Below are 13,543 nucleotides of genomic sequence, written 5' to 3' on the forward strand. Positions count from 1 at the left end.
GTCGTCGCGCGACGCGGTGGCTGGAACGGCGCGTCGTCGAGCGAGGTAGGGTTCGGAGCTCCTTTCGCGGCAGCATGGGCCAGGGCACGACCGGCAGGAGGGAGCGTGGCTTGGCGCGGTGTCTGGGCCAGCATGACATGCAGACGCCGCCGCGGCCCCTGTGCCGGACCGCCACCGCGCCAAGCCGTCTGCGCGCTGTTCGCGTGCGTCGGAAAGCGGCGGACCCCGCCCCCGCTTCCCGCGGAAGAGCAGCGCGCGACGAGCTGACCCGGCCGGTTCCATCGCGCCCATCCTGCACCAGCTGACCGACGTTGGGGCTACGGCGCTTCGCGCAGCGCTTCCTCGTGAGCGGCCGAGGTGTGGCGCCCCGTTCACGCGTCGCGTCTCGCGCCGCGATTTGGGCGGAAAATCCGCATGGATCGGGGAGGTACGAGCTTTGCTCCCACCGCCGTCATGAGGAACTACTTTCGTTCGCTGGTTCTCGTGGGGGCTCCTTTCATCTTCGTCGCGGGCTGCGGCGGATCGGACGGCGACGCGATCGCCGAGCCCACCGCGGCGCCGGCAACCCCGTCGACTCCGGCGGAGGTAGACACCACCTATGAACAGATCGGGCGCGGCTGCGGCGACAACGGCTTTCTCGTTCGCTCTCTCGCGCACGTCCCCGCGCTCACCACCAACAACCTCTGGATCGCCCCAGACGACGACGCCGCCGGCCTGGCCGCGTCCAAGAACGACAATGGCTGGGGAGCGAGCGTGGGCGTCTACGAGCTCGGGTTCGAGTCGAGCGGGGACAACATGGAGAGCCGCTCCGCCGAGCAGGCCGCGCGATGCGACGCGGTCAGCGAGATCTTCGACCCCACCGGGGACGGCGCGCGGCACCGCTTCCTCAACGTCCTCGTCTACGCCGGCGATCACCCGCACGCCGAGGCGATGCCCGCCGAGGGTCTCCCCGCCGCCGTCGAGGCGCCGGTCCGCCTGAAGGGCTATCTGGACGTGGCCACGGGCACGCGCGAGGAGGTCAACGACGGCGTCGTGTACCGGGACGCGCAGCACCAGTACCTGCCCATCTACGTTCGCTGCGAGGAGCCCATGAAGATCGCCCACGAGGAGCGCATGTTTTCTCGCGAGGAGGTCGAGGCGCTGAAGATCGACACCCGCATCTGTCGCCCCGTCGCCGAGGACGGCTACGGCTGCCTCTTCGAGCGCCCGCAGCCGATCGAGGGTGCGTGCACGTTCGTGGCGGCCGACGCGAAGTACGTGGCGACGAGCGGCGAGGAGCACAACATGTCGCTCGGTGGCCGGATCGAGCGCGGCGAACAACTCAGCTACAAGATCACGGTCGACCGCTTCGCCTTCCACTGAACGAGGGTCCCCGGTCAGGGAGCGTGACGTCGGAGCGCGTGCACGTGCACCGGGATGCGCTCGCGGGCGCACCGAGCAGCCGCTCGAACCGGCTTGATTTGCCCACGCGCTCGGAGGCGGCCCCTATTCCCCTTGCAGGCGAGACGCCCCGAGCGCGGCGCTACGCGCGGGCGAGGGTCCCGCCCGCGGCGAGGACGTCGGTCAGAACTGCTTGAAGAATTTCCACGACTCGATGGGAATCCAGTTCGGATTGCCGTCGATGTTCGTGTGCCCGCCGCCGAAGGTGCACACCCGCGTCGGATGCTCCGGATCGCAATCCTTGAAATCGAAGCAGCTGTACGCGCCGTTCGAAGTCGGGATATTGTCCGGAATCGTGCAGCCGTTGTCTTCGGCCTTTTCGAGGGCGATGAACTTGGCCCCTCTCTTTTGACCTTCGTTGTTCACCCAGGGGCAAGTCCCGTCGCTCATGCCCGTCGTGTGCATCCAAGCAATGGGCTTATGTGTCTTTTCAGGCAACCAGATGTTGTAGTTGGCCGGGGCGATGCCCACGGCCGCACGGATCTCCGCTTGATGGTTCGTCGACAGCGAATAGGTGATCATCCCTCCGAAGCTGAAGCCGGTCGCGAACACGCGGGTCGTGTCGTAGCAGACGTTTTCATTCATGAACGCCATGATGTCGTCGAACAGCGCGTGATCCTTCTGTTGCCACGTTGCACCGTCCGAGGAGGGGGCCACGAAGATGGCTTGCTCTCCGTCGGCCTCCAACTGCGGTTTGAGAAAGTAGAAGTCTTGATTCTTGACGTCTTGGTAGCGGCTGCCGATCCAATGTGAGGTGTAGAACAGCCGGTAGGGCTTGTTCATGTCGTAGTTGCGGGGCATATCGACGTAGTACACGCGATTCTGGCCCGAGCTCGAGATCGTATACTCCTTGCTCGTCAACGTGGTTGCCTTGCCGCACCCCGCGCTCGGCACAGGCGCGTTCCCCATGGGAATGGCTCCTTCGGGCCAGCCACCCATGCCAGCACCGCCGCTGCCCGTCGGCTCAGCCCCGCCACTCCCGCCGCTGTTGTCACCGCCGGTCCCAGCCGCGGTGGTGCCGCCAGAGGTCGCAACGCCGCTGCCGCTCGCGCTGCCGCTCGCGCTGCCGCTGGAGGTCGCAACGCCGCTGCCGCTCACGCTACTCACGGAACCGGTCGCCGTCGCTCCCCCCCCTCCCTCGTTGTTCGAGTCGGACTCGGCTGGGGCGCACGAAATCGCGACCCAACTGGCAAGGGTGACACCAAAGGCGAGTCGGCTGAACGTTTGATCTTGCATCACAGGTCTCCTACGTACCGGAATCAGGTGAGAATGAAACAAAACGATCCGAGCGTATCAACGGCGACTCGCCACACGCACCTCAGGTGACAGAGCGTTCCTTACGGGATCCGCCTCCCTGGCAAAGTGCCTCCCACCCGGCGCAGACGAGCTCCCGGACGGGGCCGATGTGATGACACCGGTGCGCCCGAGGGGCGTCTCAGCGCGGCCCGCCGCGACATAGGTTCCCTCGTTCCCGAGCTTGCCGTCCGGTCGCTTCGCCGGCATCGCCGGATTCTTGAAAAAAATCATCTCCGGTGGACAGCGCGCAGGATTTCACGACAGCCGTCGAACAAGCGAGGGCTGTCGCGTCCTCTATTGGATCGCTCTTGGCAAAACGCCGATCACCATCGATCAGCAATCGCTTCCGCGACGACCGAGCGAACAGGATCGGTGTAAAAATCGACCGAATGGATCAGATTGACGAAGAGCTCGGCACTCAGGAGGACCCGACCAAACTGAAACAAAAAGGATGGCCCTCGACTGGAATGTGAACGTTAACATTGCCGGTGTCAATTCCAATCGACCGGCCCGCGGGTATCTTCGAGCCCGAGGGAGGACATGGCGGGCAGGGCTCCTTCGGAGCGCCGCGTTAAGAGGGGTGGGCGCCGGACCGCGGCCATCGCCGGACGGCACGACCACAATCGTACTGCCAGCGTGTCATGGTGCCGCGGCCGATGCGGAAACCGTGCCGCCATGGTCACTGAGCCCCGGAACATCGTCCGCTTCCTCTCCGCGCTCGGCGAGCCGACCGATGCATCGGCGTTGACAGCCGCTACGTGAACGTTCACGATGAGACCTCATCCTTACGCTTTCCCCTGAGTGGGCCGTCATGAGCACCGGGACCTCCGTCATCGGGATCGGGATCGGGATCGATCTCTTCACCGGCTCCCATTGTTCGGTCGTCGCGGACACATGCGGCGGCGCGTTCACGGGCGCCGCGCACAGGCCTCCACGACAGGTCCACTGTGCATTTCTCGCATGGCCGCTCAGCTTCGAGCAGATCGAGTCGCTTCACGCCGAGGTTCGCGCGCCTGGCGCGCCGGGCGATCGCGCCCGTCGAGGCCTCGGCCCCCTGTCGGCGTCAAGCCACCCTCGTCACTCTGCATCTGATAATATCGCACCTTCTTGATGACCAGGCCCGGCTGCATTGCTCAATCGGCTTGACGCAACTGCCAGCCCCGAACAATAGATAGGCCAAGAAAGGCGATCGCCATGAACAACATCACCCGTCTCGGCATGTGCTCCGCCCTTGGGCTCCTACTGACCAACTGCGTCATGGATGGCGCAGAAGTGGACATGAACGAGACCGATCTGACCACCGATCAAAGCGCTCTCACGATAAGCGCGAATAAAACCGGAACGGACGGCCAGTGGTACACGTTCTGGAAAGATGGCGGGTCGGTCAGCATGAATTTGAACGGCGGCGGCAACTACGCTGTGAATTGGGCAAACGGCAACTATAATTTCGTTGGCGGCAAGGGCTGGAGCACTGGGTCGTCGAGCAGGAACATTGGCTACAATGCCGGCGTCTGGTCGACGGGCAGCAGCAATGCATATCTGACGCTCTATGGGTGGACGACAAACCCACTCGTAGAATACTACGTCGTTGACAGCTGGGGCAGCTGGAGACCGCCGGGCGGAACGCCGGCGGGCTCAGTCACCACGGACGGGGGCACCTACGACCTGTACAGGATGCAGCGGGTCAACGCGCCCTCCATCATAGGCAATGCGACGTTCTATCAGTACTGGAGCGTCCGAAGGTCGAAGAGGCCCACCGGGACCAACAGCACCATCACGTTCTCCAATCACGTAAATGCTTGGGCGTCAAAGGGGTGGAACCTTGGCACTCACAATTACCAGGTGATGGCGACAGAGGTGTTCAACCCATCGAGCAGCGGCAGCTCCAACCTGACGGTGTGGTAGAAGCAACGTACGGGGCCATCGACGGCGCCATCCCAGGCCGCGCCGCGCGCGCCACGCCCGGTTTGCAGAGGGCGGTGTACCGCAGACCGCAGGCAACGCGTCCGCGCAGGGAGACGAGCCCTACCGTCAGGCCACCTGCGCTCCGGCCAGCGCCTCCTCCATGACCGGGAGCCAGCGGCCATGTTTACGGAATAACTCAAGATTCCGGGTGATCGACCGCGTGCTCCTCCTCGCGTAACGCTCCGCGAGCACCGGGAATATCCCTGCGCGCCCCGTCTGGGCGATGAGCGGCAGGACCTCGTCCGGCTCCTCCAGCACGTGCATCCCCCATCCGTGGTTGTCATCGGCGAGGATGTCCTCGACCAACGCGCGCTCGTCCCTGTCCGACCCATCGAGCATGGCCAGCAGGGCGGCTCGGTATACCGGCATGTACGCGATCTGAAAGAACCCGCCCAGCGCGCGGAAGCCCGGCAAGAACGTCGCCGCGAGGAAGAGCAGGAACACATTCGGCAGCAAGGCGCCGCGGCGCAGCTCCTCGATCACGGCGCCTCGTTCGAATGGAACCGGCGCCACGTCCGGAGCTTCCTGCTCCACGAGGTGTCCGCCGCGCAGCGCCATGGCGCGGATCCGATGGTCGCGCACGCGCCAGAAAAAGTCGGTGCCAGACGGGAGCATGCTGCCGATGGTCGCTCGAGCCGCCCGCTCGATGACGCGCATGCCGGCCGCGCGCCGACGGGGCTCGAAGAGCAGGCGGCCAAGCAGGCCGTCCTCCACCTCGAGGTGCCGCGCGACGAGGCGCGTACAGAACCCCTCGGCGAAGACGACGAGCCGCGCCCGCCCCTCCGGCTCCCATTCCTGCCAGAGGAGGCGGTTGGCCGCGTCGACCGCCTCCGGCACGCTGTCATGCGCGGCGCCGCCCAGGAGATCACGCAAGTGGGCGAGCTCCGCGGCGACCGCAGGAGACAGCGCGCCCTTCTCCTCGAGCGCGAAGCGGACGGGCCCCGGGGCGGCGATGGCGCTGCTCCTGGTCATGAGCCTTCGCGACAGGCCAAAGACGTTGATGCACGTGCCCGCGACGCTCAGCCAGCCGGCGCCACGGCCGGGCCTCACCTCGAGCTTGTTGGTGAAGCAGGTGAACCAGAAATAATGCCTGCATCCCCGCGACAGCAGGCCGATCCGCGAGAAGATGACCGTGTAGAACGCGTCATGGTCCAGCATGAGCTGACCATGAGGGCCGGTCTGGATCACGCCGGAGCGCTCGAGCTCGGCGAGCGCGGCCGGGACGTCCTCTGGCGGCAGCTGCGCGCGCAGCTCGGGTCGAAGCGCGTCGGCGAAGAGGGCGCGCGCCTCCAGGCCGAGCCGGCTGCGGGGAGGCCGCGCAGGGCGGTGGACGTGGCGGGCGTAGTCGACGAGCGGCGCGTCGTAGAGCGCGGACAGCGGCTGGCCGACCTCGGGCACGGCGCGGCGCAGCGCCAGCAACGCCGCGTCCTCGGGCAGGCGGGGGCTATCGTGAAACTCCATGGGATGACCTTCTGAATGCGGTGATTGACAGCCCGGCCCAGACCACGCCCAGAAAGACGGCGTAGCCGCGGTAGATGGCCGCTGGCGACGCGAGGTGGCCAAAGGCGCCCAGGTTCAAGTAAAGGACGCCGGAGAGGACCGCCACCCCGACCTGGACGAGGTTCTTGATGCGGCCGATCCTCTCGACGCCGCTGCGCTGCTGCAGGTCGCAGTCCGCGGACACCCGGCCTGTCACGATGCAGAGCCCGATGGCGGCGTAGAGCACCGCAGCGCCCGCGAGGCCGCGGCTCAGGCTGAACGCGCCGGTCGAGAGGCACAGCAGGAGCAGGCTGTGGCGCATCGAGAACCTCTGGAGCGCCTGGCTGCTCGCGGCGCTGAAGAGCGCCGCGCCGACCATCGCTCCGACCGCCCCGGCCGCGTCGATGACGCCGTACGCGGAGCCGTCGCGCTCCAGCGTATGCGCGACGAAGCCCGGCAGGAGCGTGTTCGTCACGCTGAGCAGGCCGATGAGCGTGGCCTGGAGGACGATGTTGACCTGGATCCCGCGGCTCTGCTGCAGGGCCGCGACGCCCTCCATGAGAGCGTCCCGGAAGGACGCCGCGGCGCGGGCGCTCGTCGCCGCCGGGCGTGCCCGCCGGTCGCTGAGCCGGGAGAGCGCGAGCGGCGAGATGAAGAAGCAGACGGCGCTCACGAGCTGCGACGCGCCATAGCCGATGCTCGCCACGACGACGCCGCCGACGCCCGCCCCGAGCATGTTGCCGAGCTGGACCATCGAGGCGGTGCGCGAATTGAACCGCAAGAGCTCGTGCTCCGGGGCGATCTCCATGACAAGCGCGTACACCGACCCCATGAACAGGCGATCGCCGAGCGCGGACAGGATGCCAAAGGTGTAGATCATGGCGGTCGCGCTGGGCGCCAGGTCGACGCTCCACGCGAGGAAGAGGAGCAGGAGCAGCGCGCCCCTCCCCGCGTCGGCGGCCATGCTGATCCTCTTGCGGTCCCACCGATCGATGACGATCCCAAGGAACGGCCCGACGGCGATATCCGCGGCGCTCTGCCAGACAAGCAGCCAGCCGACGGCGTTGACGGCGCCGGTCGCCCTCACGAGCTCCCACGACGCGGCGACGAGGAACGCGCCGCGCGCTACATAGGACGCGAAGACGGCGACGAGGAGCGGGAACTGGCTCATGCGCTGCTCGACGATCGCCATCGGCGCTCAACCGTGGAGCTGAGCCGTCGGGCGGGAGCTGGGCTGCTCGACCGTGAAGGTGGGAGCGAAGACCGCGTCGTCGATCTTCTCCCAGCCGTCGAAGTTCTCCAGCGCGTCCGTCACGAAGATGCGCTGCACCCACCGGGACGCGCGCCCCTGCTCGTCGAACGACGCCTTGAAGGCTGTCCTGGCGTGGAGCGTGACGCGGTTGTCGATGCCCAGGAGCTCGCCGGGCGACACGATCTCGTCGATGGCCACCTCCTCCAGCGCCGCCTCGAAGCGCTTCGCCGCGCGCTCCGCTCGAGGGGACAGGATGTCGGCGATCATGTCTCCGTAAAACGCCGCGTTCACCACGAGGCCAGCGGGCGTCCGCTCGACGAGCGGGATCGGGCGCGTGGTGACGTTCACGTAGGCGCCGCGAGACCTCCTCCACCTGTAAGGCAGCTTCATTTGATAGGCCGGGCTCGCCAGCGCCGCGCGTTCTTCCGGGCTCAGCATGGATAGCGCCAACCGCGCGTCGCTGACGCGCGTGTACGGCGGGGAGGCGTCCTGACGCACCCCGGTGAGGAAGAGCGCCTTGGGTGAGCAGTCGCGCCCGGTCATGAAGCGGAGGGCGGCGTTCTCGATGTGGAGCCTGAGCTCGGAGGTCGTGCCTAGCCCGCTCAGATCGCCCGACGTCTCCCTGGACGGCACGAGGTTGTTCACGAGGCCGCGCCCTTCGCAGTACATCGAGTACGGTTCGCCGAAGAACGAGGCGATCATCGTCAGGAGGTTCTCGGAAAGATAGCTCGGCTTCTCGATCCTCTTCGCGAGCCCCGCCTGAGGCGGCGGCACAGGGACGTTCGCGCTCGTCGGCAGATTCCCGATCTTGAACGCGCCGCAGAACACCGGCGGCGAGCGACCGAGATCCGCGAGCGCTGAGAGATCCGAGAACATGCCCGCGACGCGATCCCGCGCCTTCCGGAGCTGCGCGAGGTACTCCACGTAGCCGTTCTCTGGATACGTTATACCGGCGAGCGTCTCTTCGAGCAGCTCCCGTTCGCCGTTCGATAGCGTCTTCGTGTAGATTTGCGTAGATGCCACGATGTTCCTTCCGTCGACGCACGACGGCCGCGATACCGTCGCAGAGGAGTCGGCGCTCCGCGAGCGGCCGGCCAGCACTGGCGGTGAATGGGTTCATCGACGAGGTCGGCCCATCGCGGCCCCGCCTCGTCGGCAGTCGACTCGGCGGGCTTGGCAACCCGCATACCAGAGCGCAGCGATGCTCCATCGGGGCTCATCAAGGCGTCCGCAGCCCACCCGGTGGCCTGATCGCGCCGGGAATCCGCAGGCGGTCGGCGCGGAGGCGGCGCGGAGGCGGCGCGGAGGCGGCGCGGAGCGTGGGCCGATCACGCAGGAGCGGCAGTCACGTGTTGCGCGACCGCGCAAGGGATCGTTGCTCCCGGCGCGAGGAGTACTGGGATGGCGTGGAGGACGAGCAGAACGAGGGAGAGCGAGGAGGGCGCTCGCCCCGCGGCTCCGCAGAGGACCGCTGCGACGTCGGCGTCCACGACCCGAGCGACCCGCCGGCGTCGTTGAACGTCACCGGCAACCTCGGCACCCACGACCCCGCCATCATCGCGCAATATACTGGCCACAGCCGGAGCGCGTCCGTGCATGCACGGCAACAAAAAAATCTCAGATCATGTCAATGCTTCAATCATGGCCGCAACGTAAAGAACGTGTTTCCAGCCAACGTGCGAAATCTCGCGAATTTGGGCCCTGGACTTCCAGTCCCTGCGGCTCTCCACCCGAACAAGCCTGTTGAGCTTGGGTCCCGGATGGCGACCCGCAACCGAGCCACATCAATAGCATTCTGTATAAAAGCTTGAAAATTAGACTGCATTATATCATTGTCATTATTCGCGATATTAACCATTCGCTGCAGCCGCCGACGAACCCCCTGATCGTAGTTCGGATAATCGGAAAACCCATCGAACTGATTGGCGGCGCGAATGATGTCGATCAAGTTTCTCGCCCCGCGTGCCCCGAATCGAGAAGGATCGATCGCCAATCGATTCTCCAGAACCCGTTGCATCCACCCCATACTATCCAATGTGTCTGCTGCCAGGTAGTCTGTGTGGGAAGGATCGCGGGCCTCCGACATCAACAGCCTGGCGACAGCTCCAGCTTCAGTAGCAGGATCCGGCAACTCTATCGCAACGTCAACCACGACCCTTAGTGTCGCCTGGATTCCGGACCGTGTCGCCGCAGTCACCGTTACAGCGCCACTACCTGATGTTGTGGCAAGCGCGCTGAGGGAAAACGAAAAATTGCCAACGGCGCGTACGCGAGGTCTGCCATCGACGCTAACCACATCAGGATCACTGCTCGTTATTATGGGAACACCATCCGAGCGTGGAACATCGGCGATCACGATGCTAGCCGGAGAGTTCCCTTCGGTGCTCGATATGTGAATAGCCACATCCGTAACATCTGTTCCATGTCGCCGAAAACGCATATATCACCTGTCGCGAACGGATACGCGAGCCTATCGTAGGACAGCGGCAGGGGGAAGGCAGGAGCTCCGACGTGTCACGGACCGCCCCATCGGATCGCGCCCGGACCGGCCAAGCGGATCGCGGGCAAGCCCCGCCCGAACCCCGCGAGGAGCGGGGCGCGGTGCTCGCTCACGTCAAGGGTCCGCTCCGCGGAAATCCTAACGGATTCGGGCCCTTGACGTGAGCTGCGCGCCGCGCGGTGGACGGGCAGGTACGGGGTCCGAGCGGGGTTCTCGACCGCTCCAGTCGTGATCCGTTCTGCCGATCGGGCCGTGGTCCATGAGGCCGGTCTCTGACAGTAGCGCCCAGCGCAGGGAGAGGACGCGGCGCTCCTACGGCGCTCGCCGAGGCGCTCCGCTTCAATCCTTCAGGGCGCTCTAAGCCCCAGGCATCTTGAGGCCGCGCTCGTCCATCACGGCTTTGTTGCGCGCCTCGCTCTTCGCGTACGCCGGGCGGGCTCTGACCCGCTCGGCATATCCGGTGAAGCTCGGGCGCGGCTCGAGCATCTTGAAGTCGAGCATGTACGCGATGGTGCCGCCGAAGATGACGTCGGCCATCGAGAACTCCTTGCCCAGGACGAAGTCACGGCCAGAGATGGCCGATTCCATCGTCGCGAGCATATCGTCGTAGTTGCCCCAACCGGCGGAGCCGGCGCGGAACTCCCAGTTGCTGGCCTTGGCCATCGAGCCGGGCTCGATGACCGAGGGGGCGAAGAGCGACCAGCGAAAATAAGTGCCGCGCGCCGCGTCGTCGAGCTTCGGCGCGAGGCGGCCCGGGGCATAACGATCCGCGAGATAGAGGCCGATCGCCGCGGATTCGGTGACGACGGTGTCGCCGTCGACGAGCAAGGGCAGCTTGCCCATCGGATTGAGCTTCGTGACGTCCGCCTTCTTCTGGTCGCCGGCCATGATGTCGACGAACTTGAGCTCGTACTCGACGCCGACTTCCTCGAGCATCCACACAGTGTTGGCGGCGCGCGAAAACGGGTGATGGTAAAGAACGATGGCCATGGTGGTGTCTCTTTCTCGGTTCGTTTCCGCCGGTCGGTCGGCGGCGCGGCGGAGGCTACCAGAGGCCGGCCCCGTTGGGCGCGGCGCCAGGTGCGGCAGATTTGGAAAGCGGTGGCGATCGTCACTATTTTCGCCGACCGCTGGTCATCGACCGGCTTTTCTGGCGGGATTTCTGCCCCGCGGAGCCGGCCGCGCAGCGACGCCGCGACGCCTACCCGAGCAGCGACGCCGCGACGCGCGGCGCCTCCCGCGCCGAGCACCCCATCCAGCTCGAGAGCCGCGCGGCCGGCTCGCCGCTCGCGAGCGCGCGGTGCACCCGCTCCGCCACGTCCGCGCGGAGCGCCCGCGTCCCGAACACCGGGTAGCCGATCGCCGCGTAGGCCTTGGGATCCACGCCCCGGGCGACCGGCACCGACACGGCGCCGGGCGCCGGGCACGCGGGCACGCGGCCCCGGCCGAACCAGGCCGCGCACAGCGAGAGGCGCCGCTCCAGCGCGCCGCGCCGGAGCAGCTGCTGCACGTAGAGCACGCGCTCGCCCACCTCGATGCCGTGCGCCTTCAGCAACGCGCGGTCCTCCGGCGCGAGCTCCGCGATCTGCTCCTCCGCGTCGCGCGCCGCCGCCGTCCCGAGCCCCTGCTCCAGCTGGTAGACGATCCCGCGCGCCGCGCCGGGCAGCGCGCGCACCTCGGGCGAGCGCAGCGGCGCGAGGAGCTCCTCGACGAGATCGCGCGCGAACGCCACGAGCCGCCGGAGGACGCGCGACCGCGCGCCGGCGCCGAGGTCGTCGAGCTCCGCGATCCGCACGTCGGGCAGGAGCAGCGTCGGGCCGCGCGCGAGCTGCCCGAGCGGCTGCTCGCCGTGGGCGATCCGCCCGGCCGCGTCCACGGAGAAGCGCTCGTGCGGCGCCCCCACGATCGCCTCGACCCAGCGCGCCCGGTCGTCCTCGGGCGCCGGCGCCGCGGGCCCGGGCGCGAGCAGGGCCCGGAGCGCCGCGATCCGCGCGAACGGGTGCCCCGGGTCCACCGGCTCCGGCTCGGCCTCGGCCCGGCGCTGGCCCCCACGGGCGACCGCGCGCGCGCCCGACGACGCCCGCGCGCCGCCGCCCCGCTCGACGAAGCGCTGCACGAGCCGCTCGTGGAGCGCGTCGCTGAGCCGGTCCTCGATCGCCCGCGTCCGGTCCTGCCACGCCGCCGCATCGCGGACCCAGCGGCCGTGGTTCGAGATGTAGGTCCACGTCCTGATCGACGCGATCCGCGTGATCAGCGTGTCGATGTCGCCGCCCACGTCGTCGATCTCGGCCACCCGAGCGGCCATCCAGTCGGTGTCGAGCGCCGCGCTCGGGCCCGAGAGCTGGCCGTAGATCTCGGCGAGGAGCGCGACGTGCGACTCGAACAGGAGCTTGCGGAAGTCCGGGATGCGGCAGACCTCCCAGAGCAGCGCCACCGCTTCGCGACCCCGCGCGCGGGCGCGCACCTCCGGGTCCTCGGCGAGCCGCATCAGGGCGGCGGTGTCCTCGGCGTCGTCGACGAGCTTCAGGCTGCGGGAGCGCGGGCGCTCCCGGAGCGACGCGAGGAGCGCGTCGATCGAGCTCCAGTCGAGCTCGCTGCTGCGCCAGAGCAGCCGCCGCACGGGGGGGAAGCGGTGCGCCTCGATCGCGGCCGCGACGCCGTCGGGGAGCGACAGCGGCGCGACCGTGCCGAAGGTGCCGTCGGCGAGGTGCCTGCCCGCGCGGCCGGCGATCTGCGCGAGCTCGGCGGGGTCGAGGTCGCGCACGGCGCGGCCGTCGAACTTGCGCAGCGCCGCGAACGCCACGTGGCGCACGTCGAGGTTGAGGCCCATGCCGATCGCGTCGGTGGCGACGAGGTAGTCGACCTCGCCGGACTGGAAGAGGGCGACCTGCGCGTTGCGCGTGCGGGGCGAGAGCGCGCCGAGCACGACCGCGGCGCCGCCGCGCTGCGCGCGCAGGCGCTCGGCGATCTCGTAGACCTGGGGGGTCGAGAACGCGACCACGGCGCTGCGCGGGGGCAGCCGCGAGAGCTTGCCGGCGCCGGCGCTGGCGAGCCGCGAGAGCCGAGGGTGCTGGACGAGCTTGGCGGTGGGCACGAGCTCGGCCATGAGGGGCCGCATCGTGTCGGCGCCGAGGAACCAGGTCTCGCGCCGGCCGCGCGAGAGGAGCAGCCGCTCGGTGAACACGTGGCCGCGCTGGTCGTGGGCGGCGAGCTGGATCTCGTCGATGGCGAGGAAGTCGACCTCCAGGTCGACGGGCATCGCCTCGACGGTGCACACCCAGTAGTCCGGGCGCCTCGGGACGCGCTTTTCCTCGCCGGTCACGAGCGCGACGCGGGCCTCGCCGACCCGGGTGGTCACCCGATCGTAGACCTCGCGCGCGAGCAGCCGCAGCGGCAGGCCGATCATGCCCGAGTCGTGCGCGAGCATGCGCTCGATGGCGCGGTGGGTCTTGCCGGTGTTGGTCGGGCCCAGCACGGCGGTGATCGGGGAAGCGTCGACCATGCCGCGCGCAGCTTAGTACCGGATGCCGGAAAGACGCCCCCGCGCGGGGAGCGAGGGGGCGCGCGGGTGCTTCCGACGGGACGGGCTCGTCCGCGAGGTGCGGCGGCGG

General features: G+C 67.9%; 10 protein-coding genes. 3 read left to right on the plus strand and 7 right to left on the minus strand.

Going from position 1 to position 13,543, the window contains the following annotated elements; genetic code table 11:
* Positions 1-483: 483 nt before the first annotated feature.
* A complete protein-coding gene (locus WMF33_RS42860; protein ID WP_437333994.1) occupies positions 484-1,362 on the plus strand; it encodes a hypothetical protein in 879 nt (292 codons plus the stop codon).
* Positions 1,363-1,563: 201 nt separating this feature from the next.
* Here the strand turns inward: WMF33_RS42860 and WMF33_RS42865 are convergent, their stop codons facing one another.
* Positions 1,564-2,676, minus strand: coding sequence for an alpha/beta hydrolase family esterase (locus WMF33_RS42865; RefSeq protein ID WP_437333995.1), 1,113 nt, complete (start codon positions 2,674-2,676; stop codon positions 1,564-1,566).
* Between the two features lie 296 nt (positions 2,677-2,972).
* On the opposite strand from WMF33_RS42865, the gene WMF33_RS42870 reads away from it, so the two are divergent.
* Entirely contained in the window at positions 2,973-3,209 is a 237-nt protein-coding gene (locus tag WMF33_RS42870; protein WP_437333996.1) for a hypothetical protein, read from the plus strand.
* Positions 3,210-4,014: 805 nt separating this feature from the next.
* Entirely contained in the window at positions 4,015-4,641 is a 627-nt protein-coding gene (locus tag WMF33_RS42875; RefSeq protein ID WP_437339571.1) for a glycoside hydrolase family 11 protein, read from the plus strand.
* A 126-nt stretch (positions 4,642-4,767) separates the two neighbouring features.
* Here WMF33_RS42875 and WMF33_RS42880 read toward each other — a convergent pair whose 3' ends face one another.
* From WMF33_RS42880 to WMF33_RS42905, 6 genes are all read right to left on the minus strand, one after another.
* Positions 4,768-6,162, minus strand: coding sequence for a hypothetical protein (locus WMF33_RS42880; RefSeq protein ID WP_437333997.1), 1,395 nt, complete (start codon positions 6,160-6,162; stop codon positions 4,768-4,770).
* Complete coding sequence (locus WMF33_RS42885; protein WP_437333998.1) at positions 6,146-7,372, minus strand: MFS transporter; 1,227 nt, start codon at positions 7,370-7,372, stop codon at positions 6,146-6,148. Before WMF33_RS42885 ends, WMF33_RS42880 begins: the two co-directional genes overlap by 17 nt.
* A 6-nt stretch (positions 7,373-7,378) precedes the next feature.
* Entirely contained in the window at positions 7,379-8,455 is a 1,077-nt protein-coding gene (locus WMF33_RS42890; protein WP_437333999.1) for a TauD/TfdA family dioxygenase, read from the minus strand.
* Between the two features lie 616 nt (positions 8,456-9,071).
* The gene (locus tag WMF33_RS42895; protein ID WP_437334000.1) at positions 9,072-9,788 is read right to left on the minus strand and encodes a hypothetical protein; all 717 of its coding nucleotides are present in this window, start codon (positions 9,786-9,788) and stop codon (positions 9,072-9,074) included.
* A gap of 501 nt (positions 9,789-10,289) precedes the next feature.
* Positions 10,290-10,922, minus strand: a complete 633-nt coding sequence (locus WMF33_RS42900) for a glutathione S-transferase family protein (RefSeq protein ID WP_437334001.1) — start codon at positions 10,920-10,922, stop codon at positions 10,290-10,292.
* Between the two features lie 211 nt (positions 10,923-11,133).
* On the minus strand, positions 11,134-13,434 hold the full coding sequence (locus WMF33_RS42905) for a helicase-related protein (RefSeq protein ID WP_437334002.1): 2,301 nt from the start codon (positions 13,432-13,434) through the stop codon (positions 11,134-11,136).
* Positions 13,435-13,543 lie beyond the last annotated feature (109 nt).

Source organism: Sorangium sp. So ce394, from assembly GCF_051474665.1.
In the GTDB taxonomy this organism is placed as follows: Bacteria; Myxococcota_A; Polyangia; order Polyangiales; family Polyangiaceae; genus Sorangium; species Sorangium cellulosum_D.